At 67.4% G+C, this 21,431-nt stretch carries 21 protein-coding genes; 16 read left to right on the forward strand and 5 right to left on the reverse strand.

What is annotated here, in order from left to right:
• Positions 1 to 40: 40 nt before the first annotated feature.
• From ACK3BB_RS24155 to ACK3BB_RS24170, 4 genes are read left to right on the forward strand one after another with little or no spacing between them, the layout of a single operon-like run.
• Positions 41 to 2,323: a bifunctional salicylyl-CoA 5-hydroxylase/oxidoreductase gene (locus ACK3BB_RS24155; RefSeq protein WP_428929269.1), complete on the forward strand. Its 2,283-nt coding sequence runs from the start codon at positions 41 to 43 to the stop codon at positions 2,321 to 2,323.
• Positions 2,320 to 3,063 (forward strand): SDR family NAD(P)-dependent oxidoreductase, encoded by a 744-nt coding sequence (locus tag ACK3BB_RS24160; RefSeq protein ID WP_428929270.1) that lies wholly within the window; start codon positions 2,320 to 2,322, stop codon positions 3,061 to 3,063. Before ACK3BB_RS24155 ends, ACK3BB_RS24160 begins: the two co-directional genes overlap by 4 nt.
• Complete coding sequence (locus tag ACK3BB_RS24165; protein WP_428929271.1) at positions 3,060 to 3,497, forward strand: acyl-CoA thioesterase; 438 nt, start codon at positions 3,060 to 3,062, stop codon at positions 3,495 to 3,497. Before ACK3BB_RS24160 ends, ACK3BB_RS24165 begins: the two co-directional genes overlap by 4 nt.
• Positions 3,494 to 3,907 carry a RidA family protein gene (locus ACK3BB_RS24170; RefSeq protein ID WP_428929272.1) on the forward strand — a complete coding sequence of 138 codons (414 nt, stop codon included), beginning with the start codon at positions 3,494 to 3,496 and terminating at the stop codon, positions 3,905 to 3,907. Before ACK3BB_RS24165 ends, ACK3BB_RS24170 begins: the two co-directional genes overlap by 4 nt.
• 92 nt (positions 3,908 to 3,999) lie before the next feature.
• Here ACK3BB_RS24170 and ACK3BB_RS24175 read toward each other — a convergent pair whose 3' ends face one another.
• The 5 genes from ACK3BB_RS24175 to ACK3BB_RS24195 all read right to left on the reverse strand — a co-directional run bounded on the left by ACK3BB_RS24175 (position 4,000) and on the right by ACK3BB_RS24195 (position 7,859).
• Positions 4,000 to 4,809 (reverse strand): SDR family NAD(P)-dependent oxidoreductase, encoded by an 810-nt coding sequence (locus ACK3BB_RS24175; protein ID WP_428929273.1) that lies wholly within the window; start codon positions 4,807 to 4,809, stop codon positions 4,000 to 4,002.
• Complete coding sequence (locus ACK3BB_RS24180; protein ID WP_428929274.1) at positions 4,806 to 5,648, reverse strand: fumarylacetoacetate hydrolase family protein; 843 nt, start codon at positions 5,646 to 5,648, stop codon at positions 4,806 to 4,808. The genes ACK3BB_RS24175 and ACK3BB_RS24180 overlap by 4 nt, the downstream gene beginning before the upstream one ends.
• A 22-nt stretch (positions 5,649 to 5,670) precedes the next feature.
• Positions 5,671 to 6,096, reverse strand: a complete 426-nt coding sequence (locus ACK3BB_RS24185; RefSeq protein ID WP_428929275.1) for a cupin domain-containing protein — start codon at positions 6,094 to 6,096, stop codon at positions 5,671 to 5,673.
• Between the two features lie 171 nt (positions 6,097 to 6,267).
• Positions 6,268 to 7,089, reverse strand: coding sequence for a sulfite exporter TauE/SafE family protein (locus ACK3BB_RS24190; protein ID WP_428929276.1), 822 nt, complete (start codon positions 7,087 to 7,089; stop codon positions 6,268 to 6,270).
• Between the two features lie 71 nt (positions 7,090 to 7,160).
• Complete coding sequence (locus ACK3BB_RS24195) at positions 7,161 to 7,859, reverse strand: GntR family transcriptional regulator (protein ID WP_428929277.1); 699 nt, start codon at positions 7,857 to 7,859, stop codon at positions 7,161 to 7,163.
• A 308-nt stretch (positions 7,860 to 8,167) separates the two neighbouring features.
• Between ACK3BB_RS24195 and ACK3BB_RS24200 the strand changes: the two genes are divergently transcribed.
• From ACK3BB_RS24200 to ACK3BB_RS24255, 12 genes are all read left to right on the forward strand, one after another.
• A complete protein-coding gene (locus tag ACK3BB_RS24200) occupies positions 8,168 to 9,346 on the forward strand; it encodes a pyridoxal phosphate-dependent aminotransferase (RefSeq protein WP_428929278.1) in 1,179 nt (392 codons plus the stop codon).
• A 370-nt stretch (positions 9,347 to 9,716) separates the two neighbouring features.
• Entirely contained in the window at positions 9,717 to 10,508 is a 792-nt protein-coding gene (locus ACK3BB_RS24205; RefSeq protein ID WP_428929279.1) for a cyclase family protein, read from the forward strand.
• Positions 10,509 to 10,566: 58 nt separating this feature from the next.
• Positions 10,567 to 11,013 carry a MarR family winged helix-turn-helix transcriptional regulator gene (locus tag ACK3BB_RS24210; RefSeq protein ID WP_428929280.1) on the forward strand — a complete coding sequence of 149 codons (447 nt, stop codon included), beginning with the start codon at positions 10,567 to 10,569 and terminating at the stop codon, positions 11,011 to 11,013.
• Between the two features lie 57 nt (positions 11,014 to 11,070).
• Entirely contained in the window at positions 11,071 to 13,215 is a 2,145-nt protein-coding gene (locus ACK3BB_RS24215) for a thiamine pyrophosphate-dependent enzyme (RefSeq protein WP_428929281.1), read from the forward strand.
• A gap of 11 nt (positions 13,216 to 13,226) precedes the next feature.
• Positions 13,227 to 14,792, forward strand: a complete 1,566-nt coding sequence (locus ACK3BB_RS24220; RefSeq protein ID WP_428929282.1) for an indolepyruvate oxidoreductase subunit beta family protein — start codon at positions 13,227 to 13,229, stop codon at positions 14,790 to 14,792.
• 225 nt (positions 14,793 to 15,017) lie between these two features.
• Complete coding sequence (locus ACK3BB_RS24225) at positions 15,018 to 15,716, forward strand: GntR family transcriptional regulator (protein WP_428929283.1); 699 nt, start codon at positions 15,018 to 15,020, stop codon at positions 15,714 to 15,716.
• Positions 15,717 to 15,757: 41 nt separating this feature from the next.
• Complete coding sequence (gene dctP / locus ACK3BB_RS24230; protein WP_428929284.1) at positions 15,758 to 16,753, forward strand: TRAP transporter substrate-binding protein DctP; 996 nt, start codon at positions 15,758 to 15,760, stop codon at positions 16,751 to 16,753.
• A gap of 123 nt (positions 16,754 to 16,876) precedes the next feature.
• Positions 16,877 to 17,389 (forward strand): TRAP transporter small permease, encoded by a 513-nt coding sequence (locus tag ACK3BB_RS24235; protein WP_428929285.1) that lies wholly within the window; start codon positions 16,877 to 16,879, stop codon positions 17,387 to 17,389.
• Positions 17,390 to 17,404: 15 nt separating this feature from the next.
• Positions 17,405 to 18,718 (forward strand): TRAP transporter large permease, encoded by a 1,314-nt coding sequence (locus tag ACK3BB_RS24240; protein WP_428929286.1) that lies wholly within the window; start codon positions 17,405 to 17,407, stop codon positions 18,716 to 18,718.
• Positions 18,719 to 18,755: 37 nt separating this feature from the next.
• Positions 18,756 to 19,250, forward strand: a complete 495-nt coding sequence (locus ACK3BB_RS24245) for a V4R domain-containing protein (protein WP_428929287.1) — start codon at positions 18,756 to 18,758, stop codon at positions 19,248 to 19,250.
• A 10-nt stretch (positions 19,251 to 19,260) separates the two neighbouring features.
• On the forward strand, positions 19,261 to 20,679 hold the full coding sequence (locus ACK3BB_RS24250) for an FAD-binding oxidoreductase (protein WP_428929288.1): 1,419 nt from the start codon (positions 19,261 to 19,263) through the stop codon (positions 20,677 to 20,679).
• Positions 20,676 to 21,428 carry an HpcH/HpaI aldolase family protein gene (locus tag ACK3BB_RS24255; protein ID WP_428929289.1) on the forward strand — a complete coding sequence of 251 codons (753 nt, stop codon included), beginning with the start codon at positions 20,676 to 20,678 and terminating at the stop codon, positions 21,426 to 21,428. Before ACK3BB_RS24250 ends, ACK3BB_RS24255 begins: the two co-directional genes overlap by 4 nt.
• Positions 21,429 to 21,431: the final 3 nt, after the last annotated feature.

A 21,431-nucleotide genomic window follows, 5' to 3' on the forward strand; every position in this document is an offset into this window, starting at 1 on the left:
AATCGACTATCCTTCCTGCAGATTGATGAGGATATGAGCCATGAAGATTGCCGTTCTGGGCGGCGGGCCCGCCGGACTCTACTTTGCGATTTCCATGAAATTGCGCGATGCCACGCATGAGATCACGGTCTACGAACGCAACCGCCCCGACGACACCTTCGGCTGGGGCGTGGTGCTGTCGGACGAGACCATGAACAATTTCGAGGGCAACGACCCGGTCAGCGAAAAGATGATCCGCGACCACTTTGCCTATTGGGATGACGTCAAGGTCGTGCGCGGCGGCGAAAGCATGACATCGGGCGGCCATGGGTTCTGCGGCATCGGCCGGCGGGAATTGCTGCTGCTGTTGCAGGAACGGGCCCGCCAACTGGGCATCGACCTGGCCTTCGAAACCGAGATCTCGGCCGAACGGCTGGCCGAACTGAAAGCCGGGCATGACCTGGTGGTGGCCTCGGACGGGCTGAACTCGCGCACGCGCAGCCTCTACGAAGACCGGTTCCAGCCCGAGATCGACATGCGCCGCAACCATTTCATCTGGCTGGGCACGCATCAGAAATTCGACGACGCCTTCACCTTCATCTTTGAAAAGACCGAACACGGCTGGATCTGGGCCCATGCCTACCAGTTCGACGACGACACCGCGACCTTCATCGTCGAATGCGGGCCCGAGGTCTACGAGGCCTACGGCTTTGCCGATCTCAGCCAGCAGGACTCGATCGCCCTGTGCGAAAAGATCTTTGCCGCGCACCTGGGCGGCCATGCCCTGATGACCAATGCCAACCACATCCGCGGTTCGGCCTGGATCCGCTTTCCCCGGGTGACCTGCGAGAACTGGTATTTCGAGAATGTCGTGTTGCTGGGCGATGCCTCGGCCACGGCGCATTTCTCGATCGGCTCGGGGTCGAAACTGGGCATGGAAAGCGCCATCGCCCTGGCCGACGAGCTGAATTCGGGCAAGCCGCTGAATGCCGCGCTGCAGGATTACCAGGACGAGCGCAAGCTGCAGGTGCTGCGGGTGACCTCGGCGGCGCGCAATTCCACCGAATGGTTCGAAGAGGTCGAGCGCTATCTCGAACTGGACATGATGCAGTTCAACTATGCGCTGCTGACCCGGTCGCAGCGGATCAGCCACGAGAACCTGCGCCTGCGCGACCCGGAATGGCTGGGCTCGGCCGAGGCCTGGTTCCAGGCCCAGGCCGGATCGAACAGCACCCGCCGGCCGATGTTCGCGCCCTTCCGGCTGCGCGACATGGAGCTGAGCAACCGGGTCGTCGTGTCGCCCATGGCCCAGTACAAGGCCCGCGACGGCATGCCCAACGACTGGCATTTCGTGCATTACGCCGAACGCGCCAAGGGCGGGGCCGGGCTGGTCTTTACCGAGATGCTCTGCGTCAGCATGGATGGCCGGATCACCCCGGGCTGCCCCTGTATCGGGCCCGAGCAGGTGCCGGCCTGGACGCGGCTGACCGATTTCATCCATGCCGAGACCGACGCCAAGGTCTGCGCCCAGATCGGCCATGCCGGGCGCAAGGGCTCGACGCGGCTGGCCTGGGACGGCATCGACCGGGCGCTGCCCGAGGGTGAGAACTGGCCCCTGCTGTCGGCCTCGGCCCTGCCGCTGATGGACGGCAACGTGGTGCCCAAGGCGATGGACCGGGCCGACATGGACATGGTGCGCGACCAGTTCGTCGCCGCCGTGCAGGCGGCCGATGCGGCCGGGTTCGACATGATCGAGATGCACGCGGCCCACGGCTATCTGCTGGCCTCGTTCATCTCGCCGGTGACCAACCGGCGCGAGGACGAATACGGCGGCAGCCTGGAAAACCGGATGAGCTTCCCGCTTGAGGTCTTTCACGCCATGCGCGCGGCCTGGCCCGACGCCAAGCCGATGACGGTGCGGATCTCGGCCCATGACTGGATGGGCGACGAGGGCGTGACCCCGCAGGAGGCCGTCGAGATCTCGCGCATGCTGCGCGATGCCGGGGCCGATGCGATCAACGTGTCCTCGGGCCAGACCGACAAGGCCGAACAGCCGGTCTATGGCCGGATGTTCCAGGTGCCCTTTGCCGACCGCGTGCGCAACGACCTGGGCATTCCGACGCTGGTGGCCGGCAACATCTACGAGGCCGACCACGTCAATTCGACGCTGATGGCCGGCCGCGCCGACCTGGTCCTGCTGGCCCGGCCGCACCTGGCCGATCCCTACTGGACGCTGCATGCGGCCGTCGACCTGGGCGATACCGAACAGGCCTGGCCCGCGCCCTACGAAGGCGGGCGGCGGCAGGCCAACACCCTGGCGGAACGCGCAAAGGCCATGTCATGATCCCCGGCGGCGCCACGGCGCTGGTGACCGGCGGCGGAACCGGGGTCGGGGCGGAAATTGCCCTGGCCCTGGCGGATGCCGGCGTGGCCGTGACGATCTGCGGCCGGCGGCCGGACCCGCTGCAGGCCGTGGCCGCCCGCCATGCGGCGATCACGGCCGTGCCCTGCGACATCACCGACGAGGCCGCGCTGGCCGCGCTGATGCAGGACCTGCGACCCGACATCGTCATCGCCAACGCCGGAGCGTCGGAAAGCGCGCCTTTTGCCCGGACCACGCGCGAGGCCTTTGAACGGATAATGACCGTCAACCTGACCGGCACCTTCCTGACCCTGCGCGAGGGCCTGCGGGCGATGGACGGCAAGCCATGGGGCCGGCTCATCGCCATCGCCTCGACCGCCGGGCTCAAGGGCTATCCCTATGTCGCGCCCTATGCCGCGGCCAAGCACGGGGTCATCGGCATGATCCGGTCCGTCGCGCTGGAAGTCGCGCGCAAGGGGATCACGGTCAATGCCATCTGCCCGGGCTTCCTGGACACCGAGATGACCGAGCGCTCGATCGCCAATATCGTCGAGACGACCGGGCGCAGCGCCGAAGAGGCCCGCGCCTCGCTCGAAGCGACCAACCCGATGCGCCGGCTGGTGCCCCCGGCCGACGTGGCCCGGGCGGTGCTCTATCTCTGCGCCGAAGGCTCGGACATGGTGACCGGCCAGGCGCTGTCGATCTCGGGGGGCGAGACATGACCGCCCGGTTCCACATCACGCGCCTGGTGGAATTCAACCATTGCGATCCGGCCGGGATCGTCTTCTACCCCCGGTATTTCGAAATGATCTCGGCGCTGGTGGAACGGTTCATGGCCGATGGGCTGGGCCACCCCTGGGCCGGGATGCTGGCACAGGGCAACGGCACGCCGATGGGTGATATCCAGATCCGTTTCGATGCGCCCTCCCGGCTGGGGGATGTGCTCGATATCGACCTGGGCGTCACGCGGATCGGCCGGGCCTCGGCCACGCTCGACCTGCGCTGCCTGTCTTCCGGCATGCGCCGCTTTGGTGGCACCGCCACCCTGGTGCATGCCAACCTCGAAACCGGCCGGTCCCTGCCCTGGCCCGACGACCTGCGCGACCGGATGGGCGCGTATCTCCACACGCCCAAGAAGGTGAAAGAACCCACATGAGCCTGCTCTCTCCCCACATGTTCATCCAGCCCGACGGCTGGGCTCCCGCCAAAGGTTATGCCAATGGTGTCATCGCCGACGGACGGATGATCTTCACCGGCGGCCTGGTGGGCTGGAACGCCGACCAGGTCTTTGAACACGAGGACATGGTCGGCCAGTTCCGCCAGACCCTGATCAACATCGTCGAGGTGCTGCAAGCCGGCGGGGCCGCGCCCGAACACCTGGTGCGCCTGACCTGGTACATCACCGACAAGGCCGAATATCTCGACAACCTGCGCGGTTTCGGCGCGGCCTACCGCGAGATCATCGGCCGCCATTTCCCGGCCATGGCCGTGGTGCAGGTCACCGGCCTGATGGAAGACGCCGCCCGGATCGAGATCGAGGCCACGGCCGTCGTCCCGCGCGACTGATCGCAACTGATCGCCCATCGGGGCAGGACAACGGCAAAGGGCCGGGCCACATGACATGGCCCGGCCCTTTTCGTTTGCAGCAGCGCCGCCGCTCAGAGCAGCCCGGTTTCCTGGGCCACCCGGCGATATGCCGCGCCGCCGGTAAAGCCGCCATCGATGACAAAATCCTCGCCGGTGATGAACCCCGACCCGTCGGAAGCCAGGAACAGTACCAGCTGGGCGACCTCGTCGGCCTCGCCGCTGCGGTTCATCGGCGTCATGCCGATCATCGGCGCCAGGTGCGGCGAATTGCGGTTCAGGTCGGTCACGATCAGCCCGGGGCAGACAGCATTGACCCGCACACCCTGGCGCGCGAATTCCATCGCGGCCGAGCGGGTCAGACCGCGCAGCGCCCATTTGCTGGACGTATAGGCCGGGTCGTAATGGCCGGAAAATCCGCTGTTGGACGAGATGTTGACGATCGACCCGCCGCCCGTCGCGGCCATGACCGGCGCGCAGAGCTTGATGCCGATGAAGGCGCCCGTCGCGTTGACATTCATCACCGCCGACCATTCCGCCACGCTCATGTCGGCGATCAGCTTGCGATTGATGATGCCCGCGTTATTGACCAGAACGTCCAGCCGCCCGGTCCAGTCGGCGATCTCATCCAGCGCCGCGGCCCAGGAGGCTTCGGCGGTCACGTCCAGCTTGCGGAACCGCACGTCCAGCCCCTTGCCCCGCAGGGTCTCGGCCAGCGCTGCGCCATCGTCTTCGAGCACGTCGCACATCAGCACCTGCGCGCCGCAGGCGGCCAGCAGCTCGGCCTCGACGGCGCCCTGCCCCCGGGCCGCGCCGGTCACGATGGCTGTCTTGCCCGTCAGGTCGTTCATCGCCGCCCGGGCCCGTTCGATCACGTCGCTCATGCCTGCACCATCGTCTGACGCTGTTCGCCCAGCCCGGTGATGCCCAGCGTCACGACCTGGCCGGCCGACAGGAAGGTCGGCGGGGTCATGCCCAGCCCGACACCCGGCGGCGTGCCCGTGGCAATGATGTCGCCCGGCTCAAGCGTCATGAACTGCGAGATATAGCTGACCAGGTGAGCCACGCCGAAGATCATCGTCGCGGTGTTGCCCGTCTGGCGGCGCTGGCCATCGACGTCCAGCCACAGGTCCAGCGCCTGGACATCGGCGATCTCGTCGCGGGTCACCAGCCAGGGGCCGACCGGGCCGAAGGTGTCATGGCTCTTGCCCTTGACCCATTGCCCGCCGCGCTCGGACTGGAACCGGCGCTCCGACACGTCGTTGACCAGCGCATAGCCCGCGACATGGTCCAGCGCCTGCGCTTCGTCGATGTATTTCGCCCGGGTGCCGATGATCACACCCAGCTCGACTTCCCAGTCGGTGCGATCCGACCCGCGCGGGATCTCGACATCGTCATTGGGCCCGCACAGCGCGGTGACCGCCTTTGAGAACAGCACAGGCTCGGCCGGGGGCTCCTTGCCGGTTTCGCGGGCGTGATCGGCGTAGTTGAGGCCGACACAGAGGAACTTGCCCGGGCGGGCCACGGCCGGCCCGATCCGGGGATTGCCCTCGACAACCGGCAGACCGGCGGGATCCAGCGCGGCCAGCCGCGCCAGGCCCGCGGGCGACAGGGCGTCGCCGGCAATGTCATCCACCTGGCCCGACAGGTCGCGCAGCACGCCACCTTCGTCCAGAAGCCCCGGCCGCTCCTCGCCCGGGGCACCATAACGCAACAGTTTCATGGGTGATCCTTCCGCCCGGCCATCAGGCCCGGCGATAGCCTTCCAGCGCCTCGTCGGGCACGTCGGGCAGGTTTTCGACAAGGTTGTCCGGGGTGCGGCAGGTCAGCCAGACGAGCTCTTCAGTGGTGCTCATGTTGACCTCGACATGCGGCATGAAGGGCGGAACAAAGACGAAATCGCCTTCGTACATGTCGATGAATTCCTTGTAATCGTCGCCGAAATAGATCCGGCCATGGCCCGACAGCACGTAACCGCCCGTCTCGGCCTCGCAATGGTGATGCGGCGGCGAGCGGTGGCCCGGCTCGTTCGAGACGCGGCCGAACCAGATCCTGGTGGCCGGGGTGTGCTGCGGGCTGACGCCCGACATGCGGACGCAATCGCCGGATTGCCCCGTGCCGCCGTCCAGGCCGGTTGCGCGGGTGACGACGGGAACGACCTTGTCTGTCATGAGATTTCCTCCCGAGGTGGAACAGGCGCCGGACCGGCGCCGCAGGATGGCGCCATGCTGGCACAATATATTTTATACCTCAAGTAATTCTTTCCACCCTTCGCACGTGCAGCATTGCGATCCCGCCCGAAAACACGGGCGGGTCATTTCACAACCAAAGCGAATCGGGGGTCAGAAGGACAGGATGGCGCTGACCAGCATCTTGCCGGCGGTCAGCACGAGGAACCCGCCGAAGATGCGCTTGAGAAGCGCCGCGTTGATCAGGTGGGCCAGCCGCGCACCCAACGGCGCGGTCAGCATGGTGGCACAGACGACAATGACCGCCGCCACGATGCTGACCTGGCCCACGGTGAAGGGCGGGGCATCATTGGGCGTCGGCACGACGAGAAAGCCCAGCACCGCCGGCGCGGCGATCAGCACGCCGATCCCGGCCGAGGTGGCCACGGCCTGGTGCGAACTGCGGCCATTCCAGGTGAGAAAGGGCACAAAGAACGACCCGCCGCCGATGCCGATCAGCGCCGACAACCCGCCGAATAGCGCGGCATAGGCGCTCAGCACCGGCGGGCGGGGCAGGCGGGCATCCTGGCGGGCCACGCCGGGACCCAGCAGCATCCAGGCGCCGACCGCGCTGCCCAGCACCCCGAAGACGGCCATCAGGTGGGACGACCGGGCGACCTGGGCAAGCACCATGCCCCCGACGGCAGCCAGGCAGACCGGCAGGGCCAGCCGCTTGAGCAGGTCCATGTCCACCGCCCCGCGCTTCCAATGGGCATGCAGCGACCGCAACGAGGTAACGATGATCGTGGCCAGCGACGTGGCAATGGCCATCTGCATCGCATCCGCGCCCTGGTAGCCCGTTGCATCCAGGATCAGCAGGAAGGCCGGCACCAGAACGATGCCCCCACCCACGCCCAGCATCCCCGCCAGCAACCCGGCCACCAACCCGGCCGTCAGCAGGATTCCCAGGATTTCCATCATGTCGGCAAGTGTCATCGGTGCTCCGGCAATAGCGCAGCCAGTCCCGGCACGCGGCCGGGATGGCAAAAGGTCAGAAGGGGGTCGGTTCAGGCGCTGTCTTCGTTCAGGAAATCCATCAGAAGATCGCGGGTGGCGACGATGTCGGCGGTCATGGCAGCGCGAAAGCCCGCCCGGTCCCCGGCATCGAAAGCGGCCAGCATGTCATCGTGGTAACGGGTGAACCCGGCCTTGTACGAGGTCTTGAGCAGGTCGCCCATCCGGTCGGACAGGAACCGCACATAGGCCCCGCTGCGCAGCCAGAGGTTCTCGATCTGGCTGATCAGCACCAGGTTGCCCGCGGCGTGGTAGATGCAGAAATGGAAATGCCGGTTGGCCTCCAGCATCGCCGTGATGTCCCCCGTCTCGCCGGTGTGGCGGTGGGTGTCCAGGATCTCGGCCAGGGCGCGACGCTCGTCGGCGCCGATCCGGTCAAACGCGATCTCGGCCGTGGCCGGCTCGATGATCAGCCGGGCCTGGCAGATCTGGCCCAGCTCTTCGGCCGACAGGTCAGGCACGACGGCCGTGCCCGTCGACGAGATCCGCAGGGCGTTTTCGGCGGCCAGGCGGCGCAGCGCCTCGCGCACCGGCATGTGCGAGGTTTCGAACTGGGTCGACAGCGCCGAGATGGTAAAGCTCTGCCCCGCCTCGAAGGCCCCCGACACCAGCGCCTCGCGCAGCTGGTCATAGACCTGGTCCTGCACGGTGCGCCGCGACCGGACGGGATTGAAGGACGCCGGGCTTTTCATCATCTGTCTCCGCTGGCCGGGGCAATTCGGCCCTGGCGGCCACCCCGAAGGGAAAAATTCAATCTGCGCCGTCGATTACCATGACAGGCTGCGAAGGGAACAGTCTTCGCACATGCAAAAGCGCGCCAAGGCCCCGATCCCGCCGCTTTGCCGAAATCACAGCCAGAACGGGGGCGTCACCGGCTCGCTGCCGCACATACGATCATTTGATCAAAGCTATTTACATCCACGGCCGGCAAGGGCAAGGTGCAATCAACCGAAGGCGGCCGGCGAACCCCGCGCGCCCTTCTTGCGACAACGGAATAGCCATGAAACACCTCGCCCGCCGCATCACCCAGACCTCTCCGAAATCCTTCGGCATGTATGCCCGCGCCGCCCAGAGCGGCCGCGACGACCTGATCCACATGGAGCTGGGCCGCCCCTCGGCCGACACGCCCGCGCATATCAAGGAGGCGACGATTCGCGCCCTGCGCGACGGGGAGGTGCATTATTCCGACCTGGCCGGACAGCCGCACCTGCGCGCGGCGCTGGCCGACAAGCTGAAGACGCGCAACAACATGGACGTCGGCCCCGAGCGGATCATCGTGACCAACGGGCTGACCCATGGCTCTTACGCCGCGATCATGGCCTTTCTCGACGAGGGCGACGAGGCGATCCTGCTCGAACCCTTTTACCCCCAGCATATCGGCAAGATCGAACTGGCCGGCGCGCGGCCGGTGCTGGCCCGGCTGGACGCGGCCAACGACTACCGGATCGACCCCGCCGCGATCGAGGCCGCGATCACCGAGCGCACCAAGATGATCGTGCTGATCAACCCCTGCAACCCGACCGGCCGTGTCTATGACCGCGACGAGCTGGAGGCCCTGGCCGAGATCGCCATCCGCCACGACCTGATCGTGATGTCGGACGAGGTCTACGAAGACATCCTCTATGACGGGGCGCAGCACCTGTCGATCGGCGCCCTGCCCGGGATGGGCGAGCGCACGATCAGCCTGTTTGCCTTTACCAAGAGTTACGCGATGGACGGCTGGCGGCTGGGCTACATGGTAGCCCCGGCGGCCGCTATGGATGCGCTGCTGAAGATCACGGCCAATGACGTGACCCATGTGAACACCTTCATCCAGGAAGGCGCACTGGCCGCGGTGACGGGCGACCCCGCCGTGCTGGCCGGGCTGATCGCCGAGGATGCCGAGAAGCGCCAGCGGCTGGTCGGCGCGCTGAACCAGATCCCGGGCATCACCTGCCCCTGGCCGCAGGGCACGATCTATGCCTTCCCCGACATCTCGGGCACCGGGCTGACCGCCCAGGCCTTTGCCGACCGGCTGATGGATGAAACCGGCGTGGTCGTCGAGGCCGGCAGCTTCTATGGCGCGGCCGGCGAAGGCCATGTGCGGATCTGCTTCGGCTCGGTCACGCTGGACGAGATCGACACCGCCTGCGCGCGCATCCGCGCCATGGTCGGCGCGCTACAGCCAACCCCGGCCTGACCGCCCGCCTGACCCCAGGTCAGCGCAAAAACCCAAGCCCGCCCGCGCCTTAGATGCCGGGCGGGCTTATTTTATACTTAAAGCACATTTCCGGGCGCCGTCCCGATTCAGGGCCCCAAAGACCCACGCCCCGTCGGCCACAGACCCAACCGCCAACGCCCGATTCCCGGACGATTGGCGCAATGAACCAACAAACAAGGGCAACAGCATTGCCCAATAAACCGGCGCAGCCCCCGACAGGGCGCGCATTCGGGCGGCGGATGAAAAAATCATGACAGTCGGATAGCTTTGAACTTGAAATGTTAGATTGCATGCATTTGCATATAACTCAGGAACTGCCGAACGACTCGCAACAAGGGAAAGGCACCTCATGACCCCTCAGGACACGCTCGCCACGCTTGCCACCAGCCTGCTGGACGGCTCGGTCAAGGTGATCGACTGCGCCGCACCTCTCGGCCCCGACACCCCGCTGCTGAAACTGCCGCCGGAACTGGCTGACGACACGCCCAAGATCGAGATCCACCAGATTTCGCGCTATGGTGACCGGGGGCCCTGGTGGGCGTGGAACTGGCTGAAACTGGGCGAGCATTCGGGCACCCATTACGACGCGCCGCACCACTGGATCACCGGCAAGGATTACGCCGACGGTTCGGTCGACACGATCGACCCCCAGCTCTTTGTGGCTCCGGCCAATGTCATCGACTGCTCGGCCGAAGCCGCCGAGAACGCCGATTTCCTGCTGACGGCCGAAGGCGTGAAGGCCTGGGAAGCCGAACACGGCGAGATCAAGGAAGGCGAATGGGTGCTGATGCGCACCGATTGGGACAAGTTCAACGGCAGCGAGGACAGCTTCCTCAACGCCGACGAAACCGGCCCCCACACGCCCGGACCCAGCCCCGATTGCATCGAGTACCTGATGGAAAAGAAGGCGCTCGGCTGGGGCACGCAATGCATCGGCACCGATGCGGGCATGGCGGCCGGGTTCGAACCGCCCTTCCCGGCGCACAACCTGCTGCACAAGCACAACCGCTACGGGCTGGCCTCGCTGACCAACCTCGACAAGCTGCCGGCCAAGGGCGCGATCTTTGTCGCCGCCCCGCTGAAGATCGTCGCCGGCACCGGCTCGCCCATCCGCGCGCTGGCGCTGGTGCCGGCGGGCTGAGCCCACAACAGGCCGCCGGCCGGGGATCACCCCGGCCCGGCCGCATGAAAGGCGCCGCATGATCGACCGTACCGACGCGCTCGAGGATTTCACGCCCTACCTGATGAACCGCATCATCGCCCGCTACAACAAGGGGGTCGAAGACGCCCTGGCCGAGGCAGGGGTGAGCGTGGCGCAGATGCGCGCGCTGGCGGTTCTGGCCCAGGGCGGGCCCTGCACGGTGAACGAGCTGTCGGTGCTGACGGTGATCAAGCAATCGACCCTGTCGCGGACATTGGACAGCATGGAAGCGGCGGGCCTGATCCGCCGGGTGGCCGAGACCGGTGACAGCCGGTTCCGGCGCATCCACCTGACCGATGCGGGCCGGGCCGCCCATGACCGGGCCTGGCCGGCGATGACAACCATGCGCGACACGATGCTGTCGGCGCTGGACCCGCAGGACCGCGAGACGCTGAACACGATGCTGATGCGCATCTTCTACGACATACGCCACCACGATTTCTGACCGCCGGGCCCGCGCCCCGCGCGTCACCGCCAACCCCGCCCACCAAGGAGACCACCCATGGCCGAGCGTTCATTCGCCAAGGAAGTCCAGAAGCTCCGGCAAGGTGCCGGAGAAACCTTTACCGGGGAAGGCATCCTCGGCATCACCAAGGCCCTGCTGGAAAACGGCGTGGGCTATGTCGGCGGCTACCAGGGCTCGCCGATTTCCCACCTGATGGACGTGCTGGCCGATGCCCAGGACATCCTGGGCGAGCTGGGCGTGCATTTCGAAGCCTCGGCCAGCGAAGCCACGGCCACGGCGATGCTGGCGGCCTCGGTGCATTACCCGATCCGCGGGGCCGTGACCTACAAGTCGGTCGTGGGCACCAATGTCGCGTCGGACGCGCTGTCCAACCTGGCCTCGGGCGGGGTGACCGGCGGCGCGCTGATCATCGTCGGCGAGGATTACGGCGAAGGCTCGTCGATCATGCAGGAACGCACCTATGCCTTCGCGATGAAGAGCCAGGTCTGGATGATGGACCCGCGGCCCAACCTGCCCTCGATCACCAAGGCCGTGGGCGACGGGTTCGACCTGTCCGAGGCAACCAACACGCCGGTCATGCTGCAGGTCGGCATCCGGTCCTGCCATGTCCACGGCCATTTCACGGCCCGCGACAACAAGCGCCCCGAGATGACCGTGTCGGATGCGCTGGAGAACCCGCGGCGAGACCTCAACCGCATCGTGCTGCCGCCGGCGACCTACCTCCACGAGGCCGAGAAGCTGACCAAGCGCAAGCCGGCCGCCGAGGCTTTCATCGTCGAGCGCGAGATCAACGAGCGCTTCGGCACGCCGGGGTCGAAGGTCGGCATCATCCTGCAGGGCGGCACCTACAACACCGTCGTGCGTGCGCTGAACCGGCTGGGGCTGGCCGATATCTACGGCGAGACCGAGATCGACATGCTCTGCCTCAACTGCGTCTATCCGCTGGTCGAGGACCAGATCCTGGATTTCTGCGCCGGCAAGGACGCCGTGCTGATCGTCGAGGAAGGCCATCCCAACTACATCGAACAGCAGATCGGGCACATGCTCTATCAAAAGGGCCGGACGGTGAAGCTGGAAGGCAAGGGCAAGCTGCCGATGGGCGGTGAATATACCGGGCAGGTCATGGTCGACGGCATCGCCGCCTTCCTCGAATCCCATGCCCCGGCGCTGCTGCCCGTGGCCAAGGTGGCCACCAACGAGGAACCGGTGGCCATTCCCGACCTGTCGAAAACCCTGCCGCCGCGTCCGCCCGGGTTCTGCACCGGCTGCCCGGAACGGCCGATCTTTGCGGCGACCAAGCTGGTCGAGGAAGAGATGGGCGAACACCACATTTCGTCCGATATCGGCTGTCACCTGTTCTCGATCATGCCGCCGTTCGACCTGGGCGCGACGACCATGGGCTATGGCCTGGGCCCGGCCTCGGCCGCGGCCTTCCACAACGAGAACAAGAAGGGCCGGCGGTCGATCTCTTTCGTGGGGGACGGCGGGTTCTGGCACAACGGCCTGACCTCGTCGGTCGGCAATGCCGTGTTCAACAAGTCCGACAACGTGATCGTCATCGTCGACAATTATTATTCCGCGGCCACCGGCGGCCAGGACATCCTGTCGTCGCGAGCCGACAACCGGTCGAAGCAGACCCAGAATTCCATCGTCGACGCGGTCAAGGGCATGGGCGTGAAATGGGTGCGCCAGATCGACCGCACCTATGACGTGACCCGCATGCGCGACACGCTGAAAGAGGCGCTGACCACCGAAGAAGAAGGGCCCAAGGTCATCGTGGCCTCGTCGGAATGCATGCTGAACAAGCAGCGCCGGGTGAAGCCCGAGCTGGCCAAGGCCCAGAAGGAAGGCAAGCGCGTGGAACGGCCGCGCTTCGGTGTCGACGAAGACGTTTGCACCGGCGATCACGCCTGCATGCGCCTGTCGGGCTGCCCGTCGCTGTCGGTCAAGGACACCGGCGATCCGCTGCGCGACGATCCGGTCGCGGCCATCGACCAGACCTGTGTCGGCTGCGGCAATTGCGGCGAGGTAGCCGATGCCGCCGTGCTCTGCCCCAGCTTCTACGAGGCCCGCGTCGTGTCCAACCCGACCGAGGCCGAAAAGCGCCGTTCGGCCCGCCGCAACCGCATCATTTCCTGGCTGCAATCCCGCCGTGACGCCAAGCGCGTCGCCTTCGCCTGAGGAGCGCCCCGATGAACATGCAGACCACCCCCGTCATTGCCCGCCGCTCGCCCGGCCCGGATGGCGAACGCATCATCACCCTGGCCGCGCTGGCCGTCGGCGGACAGGGCGGCGGCGTGCTGACCAACTGGATCACCGCCGTGGCCGAGGCCAACGGCTATCGCGCCCAGTCGACATCGGTGGCCGGCGTGGCCCAGCGGACCGGCGCCACGATCTATTACATCGAGATGTGCCGCGACACCGGCCGGCCCCCGGTCTTTGCCCTGTCGCCGGCGCAGGGAGATGTCGACATCCTGATGGCCGCCGAGCTGATGGAAGGCGGCCGGGCGATCATGCGCGGCTTCGTGACGCCGGGCCGCACGACGATCATCGCTTCGACCCACCGCATCCCCGCCGTGGCCGAAAAGATCGTGCCGGGCGACGGGCGGGCCAACGGCGCCGATGTGATCGAAGCCATCGGTATCGCCGCCGACCATGTCGTGGCCTTCGACATGGAAACCCTGGCCAAGAACGCCGGCTCGGTGATCTCGTCCTCGCTGCTGGGCGGGCTGGCCGGGTCGGGCGCCCTGCCCTTCCCCAAGGAAAGCTACGAAGAGGTCATCCGCGCCTCGGGCCGCGGGGTCGAAGCCTCGCTGCGGGCGTTCAACGCGGCCTATGATTGCGCGACCGGCGCGGCAGAGCCGCCGCAACCCAAGGCCGAGGTCAAGCCGGTGCCCGTGCTGAACGTGCCCGACCGGCTGAAATCCCGGTGGCAGGCCCTGCAGAGCCGGCTGGACGCCCTGCCCGACGCGGCCCGCGAGATGGCCGGGCTGGGCCTGACCAAGGTTGTCGATTACCAGGACGTCGAGTACGGCGCGCAATATCTCGACATGGTCGAACGCGCCGCCGGGCTGGACCAGGCGCCCTGGGACATGACCATCGCCGCGGCCAAATATGCCGCCCGGGCGCTGTGTTACGACGATCTGCTGCGGGTGGCCGACATCAAGACCCGGGCCACCCGGTTCCAGCGCGTGCGCGACGAGGTGGCCGTGCGCGACGACCAGGTGCTGACCCTGACCGAGTATTTCCACCCCCGGTTCGAGGAATTCTCGACCACCCTGCCCCGCGCCCTGGGCCGGCAGGTGCGCAAGAGCGCCTGGATGGAACGGGTCTATGGGCGCCATTTCGACAAGGGCAGGCGCATCCGCACCGACAGCCTGGGCGGCTTCCTGGCCCTGTGGCTGGTGTCGTCACTGCGCCCGATCCGGCGCAGCCTGCTGCGCCACGACAGCGAGATGACCCATGTGCGCGACTGGTTCGACACGGCCATGACCACGGCGGCCACCGACCGGGCGCTGGCAGCCGAGCTGCTGGCCAACTACCGGCTGATCAAGGGCTACTCCGACACCCATGCCCGCGGCCTGTCCAAGTTTGCCCGGGTGATGGCCGCCCGCGAGATGCTGGACGGCCGGGCCGATGCGGCCGACTGGATGCGCCGCATCCGGGCCGCCGCGCTGGACGACGAAAAGGGCGAGGCACTCGACGGCGCCCTGGCCACGGTTCGCAGCTTTGCCATGCCGCAGGCCCCGGCGGCCTGATCCGGCCCAACTGATCCCCGCACCCCGCCTTCGCCGCCCATCGCGGCGGAGGTTTGAAATATTCTGACCTGAAGTATTTTTTCGCACTTCAGGCCACCAAGGCTCATCATTTCAGCCAGTTATTCTTTGCCTACGACATTATTCTTGCCACATTCACAGATTTTTCTTGCGATATTTATTTTAAGCTTCAAGGTATACCTCAACGTACACCACCGAGTCCGCATCATGCTCGCTCCGTCCCGCAAATCCGCGCCGCTGGCCACCAGGGTCTATGCCCACCTGGTCGACGACATCATGCTGCGCCGCCGGCTGGCCGGTGAACGGCTGGTCGAGGCCGAGATCGCCCGCGAGATGGAAGTGTCGCGCACGCCGGTCCGCGAGGCCCTGGGGCGGTTGCAGAGCGACGGGCTGATCCGCGAGACACGCTCGGGCGGCTATACCGTCCTGGCCCCGTCGATCGGCGACATCCGCGAGATCTTCGAGATCCGCCGCGCGCTTGAACCGGTGGCCTTTCGGCAGGTGGTCGAACAGGCCGACGACGCCGGCGACAGCAGCTTCCGCGCGGCCTTCGACCGGTTCGACGGGGCCGACAGCACCGCCCGGGCGGTGGTGGCCAACACCGGCTTCCGCAATTTCTGGATGGGCCGCGTGCCCAATGGCCGGATGCGCGAGACCCTGTCGCGCTTTGCGATGCAGGTGCAGCTGGTGCGGGCCGCCACGCTGAACACCGCCGATGCCCGCGACCGGGCGCGCGAAGGCGCGCAGGACCTGCTTGATACCTACCTGGCCCGCGATCCCGGCCGGGCCGAGGCCACCATGCGCCGTTTTGTCGATACCGCCTACCAGTTCTTCGAACGCGCCGACGAGGCCGGGTTTCTCTATCCCGCCCGGCCCGCCGAGTTTCCCGAACCAACCACACGATAAGGCCGGACAACGGCCATCCCTGCTTCATCAGAGAGGACGACATGCTTCACCAGACCTTCATCCGCTCCGCCCTGGCCGCCCTGGCCATCGGCGCCGGCACCGTTTCGGCCCAGGCCACCGAGATCGTTCGCGCGATCACCTTCACCCCGGCCCAGGTGTCCTTTGCCCAGAATTTCCAGAAATACGTCGATCTGGTGAATGAACGCGGCGCCGGTGTCGTGCAGATCCAGACCATCGGCGGGCCGGAAACCATTCCCCAGGCACGCATGGGCGAAGCCCAGCAGAACGGCATCGCCGACATGTTCCTGCTGCCTGCCGGGCTCTACCTGAACATCGTGCCCGAGGGCGAGGCCTTTGCCGGGTCGAACCGCAACCCGATGGACGTGCGCGCCGACGGCGGCATCGAGATGATCAACGAGATCTTCCACGAGAAGGGCAATGCCCATGTGCTGGCCCATGTCGACGGCGGCGCGGGCTTTCACCTCTGGCTGACCGAAAAGCCCGAGATCACCGACAGCGGCGAGGTCGACCTGACCGGCATCCGCCTGCGCTCGTCGCCGCTCTACCGGGCCTTCCTCGAAGAGCTGAACGCCACCATCGTCGTGCAGCCCGCGGCCGAGGTCTATACCTCGCTGGAACGCGGCGTGGTCGACGGGGCGGGCTATCCGGTCACCGGCCTGCGCGACTATGGCTGGAACAAGTTCCTGAAATACCGGCTGGACCCGTCCTTCTTCCAGACCGACGTGCTGATCAGCATGAACCTGGATGCCTGGAACGACCTGTCCGACGAGGCCCGCGAGATCCTGCAGCAGGCGGCCATCGAGCACGAGCAATCGTCCTACGAGGCCAACCTGGCGCTGAACGAATCCGAAAAGGCCGCCATGGCCGCCGAGGGCATCGAGACGATCGAGCTGACCGGCGCCCAGGCCGAGACCTTCCTGACCACGGCCTATGACATCGCCTGGGCCCGGCTCAAGGAACGCGACGCCACCCATCACGACGCCCTCAAGGACGTCTTCTTCGAGCCGATCGAGTAAGACCGATCGCGTGAGGCCGGTCGCGCAAGACGACCGGCCGATCCGGAGCCGCGCGGGGCCTGACCGCGCGCGGCCCCCTCCCCTTCTGCCCTGCCCCTCTCACCGTTTCCCACGAGGATCGCCATGACCTCTGCCGTCCGGCTGCTGGATGCCCTGTCCCGCCTGCTGTTCCTGCTGGCCTGCCTGCTGGTGGCCGCCATCGTCTGCGTCGTCACCTATGATGTCGTTTCGCGCAACCTCGGCCTGACGACCATCGTCTGGGCGGTGAACAGCGTCGAATATGCCATGCTGCACATCACCTTCCTGTGCTTCCCCTGGCTGGTGCGCACGCGCGGCCATGTCTGTGTCGAAATCGCCCTGACCATGATGCCCGCCGGCCTGCGCCGGGCCTGGGAAGCCATGCTGATGGTCCTGGCCGCGGCGATCTGTTTCTACATGGCCTGGCGGTCGGGGCTCAGCCTGGCCGACACCCTGGCCAGCGGCGCCTACGAGGTGCGCTCCTTCGACATGCCGATGTGGCTGCTCTACTCGACCATGCCCGTGGGCTTCCTGGTCGGCGGGCTGCAGTTCCTGGCCTTCTTCGCCCGTGGCGAAAGTTTCTACGGCGCCGCGCCCGACGCGCATGCCGGTCTCTGACAGCGAGGTTTCACCATGATGGACTGGACCCTATCCATTGCCATTCTCGTCGGCGGCCTGCTGCTGTCGATGGGCATCGGCCTGCCGGTTGCCCTGGGCTTCTTCGTGATCAACGTCATCGGCGTCTACCTGTTCATGGGTGGCAGCCGGGGCGTCGACCAGATGATCGCCAATGCCACCGTGGCCGTGTCGACCTATTCGCTGGCCCCGGTGCCCCTGTTCCTGGTCATGGGCTCGCTGTTCTTCCATTCCGGCCTGGCCCGGAGGGTGCTGGACGCCATCGACGTGCTGATCGGCCGCCTGCCGGCCCGGCTGTCCTATCTGACGGTCACCTCGGGCACGGTCTTTGCCGCCCTGTCGGGCTCGTCGCTGGCCAATACCGGCATGCTGGGCTCGCTGATGGTGCCCGAGATGATGAAACGCGGCTACAAGCGGCACATGGCCATCGGTCCGATCCTGGGCTCGGGCGGGCTGGCCGTGATCATCCCGCCCTCGACCCTGGCCGTGCTGTTCGGCTCGCTGGCCCGCATCGACATCGGCGCCCTTCTGGTCGCCGGGCTGGTGCCCGGCGTGCTGCTGGCCGTGCTCTACGGACTGCTGATCTATGGCCAGGCCAAGCTCGATCCCGAGGCCGCGCCCGATTACGATTACGTCCCCGTCCCCCTGGGCGAGCGGATGTGGATCTTTGCCCGCGACGTCATGCCCATGGTCGTCATCATCCTGGCCGTTGTCGGGTCGATCCTGACCGGCGTGGCCACGCCGACCGAAAGCGGCGCCCTGGGCATCGTGGCCGTGGCCCTGCTGGCCCTGGGGTTCCGCGCGCTGGACATGAAGGCCGTGACCGAAGCCGTGGCCGATGCCGCCCGGGTGACCGGCATGACCTTCCTTCTGATCACCGCCTCGTCGACCTTTGCCCAGCTGCTGGCCTTTTCCGGCGCGTCTTCGGGGCTGGTCGGCTGGGCCACCTCGCTGCAGATGGGCCCGACCGAAACACTGTTCGTCATGGCCCTGATCCTGCTCGTGCTGGGCATGTTCATGGACCAGGTGTCGATGATGCTGATCACCCTGCCGATCTTCGTGCCCCTGGCCATGAGCCTGCAGTTCGACATGGTCTGGTGGGGGCTGATCATGCTGCTCATGCTCGAGGTCAGCTTTACCACCCCGCCCTTCGGCCTGCTGCTGTTCATCATGCAGGGCGTCTGCCCGCCGGGCACCACCCTGCCCCAGGTCGCCCGCGCGGCGCTGCCCTATATCGCCTGTGTCTTCGTGCTGATCCTGCTTGTCGTGCTGATGCCCGGCCTGGCGACCTGGCTGCCCTCGCTGCTGTGACCCCTTCCCGCCCCTTCCAGACCCCCAGGAGAGCCACATGAGCTTCCGCGACAGGCTGACCTATTCGCCCGACACCGGCGCCTTCCACGATGGCGAGGCCCGCTACATGATGATCAAGCCCGAGGCCTTCATGGGCATCCTGCCCCGCCTGCCCGCCGAGATCCGTCCGCAGGTCCTGCAGGCCATGGCCGACACGGTCTTCGACAACGGCGGCAAGTCGGCCCGCACCTACCGCGCCGCCGGGGCCGAGGCCGGCGACGCCCTGCTGGGCGTCATCGCCGAAACCGCGCCGCAGCTGGGCTGGGGGAGCTGGACCTTTGCCCGCCACGACGACCATATCGAGTTGACCGTGGCCAATTCGCCCTTTGCCGCCGGCCACGGCCCGTCGGACACGCCGGTCTGCTTCCCGATCCTGGGCATGCTGCGCGCGGTGTCGGGCATGGTCTTCGGCTGCGAAACCGACGTGGCCGAGACCGAATGCGCGGCCTGCGGCGCGGCGCTTTGCCGGTTCACCGCCCGGCCGCGCGGCTGAGGGCCCGGCCATGACCGCACCCGCCGACCTGATCACCCGCCTGGCCGACCGGTTCGGAGACCGGATCATCACCACCGGCGCGGCCATCCCCGAGCGGTATCACCACGATTGGGCCGGCCTGCCCCCGGCCCAGCCGCTGGCCCTGGCCCGGCCCGAAACCACGGCCGAGGTCTCTGCCCTGCTGGCCTTCTGCCACGATGCGCGCCTGCCCGTCGTGCCCCAGGGCGGGCTGACAGGCATTTCCGGCGCCGCCCATCCCGACGCCGGCTGCCTGGTGCTCAGCCTGGAGCGCATGGCCGCCATCGAAGCGCTGGACACCGAGGCCGGCACCCTGACCGCCGGCGCCGGGCTGGTGCTGGAAACCGCCCAGCGGGCGGCGGCCGATGCCGGGCTGATGCTGGGCATCGACATCGGGGCGCGCGGCTCGTGTCAGCTGGGCGGGGTGCTGGCCACCAATGCCGGGGGCAACAATGTCATCCGTTACGGCATGGCCCGCGATCACGTTCTGGGGCTTGAGGTCGTGCTGGCCGATGGCACGGTGATCGACGGCATGAACGCCATGCTCAAGAACAATGCCGGGCTCGACCTGAAACAGCTGTTCATCGGCTCCGAGGGCCTGCTGGGCGTGATCACCCGCTGTGTCCTGCGCCTGCATCCGGCGCCGTCCGAACGGGCCACGGCCTTCCTGGGCTGTGCCGGCGGCGACGCGGCGGTGGCCCTGCTGGGCGCCGCACGCCAGGCGCTTGGCCCGATGCTGTCGAGCTTCGAGGTCATGTGGCCCAGCTTCTTTCACACCATGGCCGAGGGCACCGGGCTGGGCGTGCCGCTGGATGGCCGCCACGGGGCCTATGTCATCGTCGAGGCCACGGGCTTTGGTCCCGGCGCGGCGCAAGGCGCGCTGGAAACGCTGTTCGAACGGGCCTTCGAGGACGGGTTGGTCGAAGACGGCATCCTGGCCGGATCGCTGCGCGAGGAACGCGCGCTGTGGGCCGTGCGCGAAAGCCCGGCGGAATATGCCACCGTCCTGGGCCCGATCATCCCCTTCGACATCGGCCTGCCGATCGCCCGCATGGCCGAGGCCGTGACCGTCCTGGAGGCCGGCATCGCCGCGCGCTGGCCAACCGCCCGGGCGCTCAGCTATGGCCATATCGGCGATTCCAACCTGCACCTGGTGGTCAACGTGCCCGAGGCCGGGGCCAACCAACCCGAGGATGCCGTCAAGGCCTTTGTCTACGGCGTCACCCGGGACTTCGGCGGCACCGTGTCGGCCGAACACGGCATCGGCCTGATCAAGCGCGATTACCTGGGCTACAGCCGCAGCCCGGCCGAAATCGCCCTGATGCGCCGGATCAAGGCCGCGCTGGACCCCCATGCCATCCTGAACCCGGGCAAGAGCTTTGCCCCCGACCCCGAGGAGCGCCAGCCATGACCGCCACCCCGTCCCTGCGCGCGCGCATCCTCGACCGCAGGCCCCTGCGCGGGCCGTTCATCGCCATCCCCTCGCCCGTGGCCGTCGAGCTGACCTGCGGCGGGGAAGGCGCGGACTTCCTGTGCATCGACACCGAGCACAGCCCGATTTCCGACGCCCTGCTGACCGACATGCTGCGCGCGGCCGAACTGTGCCGAACCCCGGCCATGGTGCGCACGCGCAGCGGCCAGCCCCGCGACATCGCCGCGGCGCTGGATGCCGGGGCCGCGGGCATCCTGGTGCCCCATGTCTCGACACCCGAGGCCGCGGCCCGGGCGGTGGCCGCAGCCCGGTTCCCGCCCGAGGGCAGCCGGGGCTGCGGGCCGGGCCGGGCAGCGGGCTACCTGCGTGACATTGCCGGCCATCTCGACCGGGCCCGGCGCGACACCGTCGTGGCGATCCAGCTGGAAACCGCCGAGGCCGTGGACAACGCCGCCGCCATCCTGGCCGTGCCGGGCATCGACCTGGCCTTCATCGGGCCGGGCGACCTGGGCGTCGACCTGGCCGCGCGCCGGGGCGACGGGGCCGACCTTGACGCGGCCATTGCCGGCCTGCTCGATGCGGCCGCGGCCGCCGGCGTGCCGGCCGGGATCTTTACCGCCGACCGTGCGGCCAGCGCCCGCTGGATGGAGAAACTGGCCTTTGTCATCGAAGGGTCGGATGCGCTCTGGCTGACCCGGGCCGCCGATGCGGCGCTTGCCCCGCTCTGACCG

The sequence above is a fragment of the Marinibacterium sp. SX1 genome, assembly GCF_050389775.1.
GTDB lineage: Bacteria > Pseudomonadota > Alphaproteobacteria > Rhodobacterales > Rhodobacteraceae > Marinibacterium.